Here is an 879-nt window from a genome sequence, read left to right on the forward strand (position 1 = left end):
TCTGCCACGAGCAAGGTCTGCTGGGCAACGAACTCTTCGCCATCGACGGCTGCAAGATGTCGTCCAATGCGGCCAAGGAGTGGTCGGGGACTTTCAAGGAACTCGGTGAAAAGCGTGACAAGCTACGTCGCCTGATTCGCCACCATCTGGAGGAGCACTTCCAGCGTGACAAGGCGGAAACCGAGGCAGAGATGGCACGGGATATCCGCCATGCCAAGATGATCCTCTCCCTCGATAGAGCCATGACCAAGGTCGACCGGTTCCTGAACACGCAGCGTCCCCGGCAGGGGCAGGGCAAGCGCAGCCAGGAGGTGAAGAGCAACCTCACCGACAACGACAGTGCCAAGATGACGACCGGGAAAGGCACGATCCAGGGCTATAATGGAGTGGCGACGGTCGACAAGACACACCAGATCATCATCGATGCCCAGGCCTTTGGCGAAGGCCAGGAGCACCATACGCTCAAGCCGGTGCTGGAGAGCGTCGTGCAGCGCTACCGACGACTGGGCATCAGTCCGAATATCTATCAGGACGGCACCGTGGTGACGGCCGATACTGGCTTCGCCAACGAAGCCAACATGCGCTACCTGCACGAACGGCAGATCAATGGCTACATTCCCGACAACCAGTTCCGGCGCCGCGACCCCAAGTTCAACGCCCAGAAAGCCAAATACGGCAAGCGTCATCAGGACAGCCCGTCCGCGACTCGAAAGTCGATCATTCCGGCCAGCGAGTTCCAGCTCGACCCCATCAACTTGACCTGCCAGTGTCCGGCAGGGCATCAGATCCGTTATCGGGGCACCCGAGAAGACAACCGTGGGACGCTCCGCGCCTATTTCGAGGGCCGGTTGCTGCAGTGTCGGCACTGCGCGAAGAAAC

General features: G+C 60.2%; 1 protein-coding gene. It reads left to right on the top strand.

Translation table 11 applies throughout. From position 1 onward, the window contains the following. Positions 1–879, top strand: an 879-nt coding sequence (locus GFD32_RS13210) for a transposase (RefSeq protein WP_163577083.1), incomplete at both ends; no start/stop codon positions are given.

The organism is Halomonas faecis (assembly GCF_010993975.1).
Taxonomy (GTDB): Bacteria; Pseudomonadota; Gammaproteobacteria; order Pseudomonadales; family Halomonadaceae; genus Halomonas; species Halomonas faecis.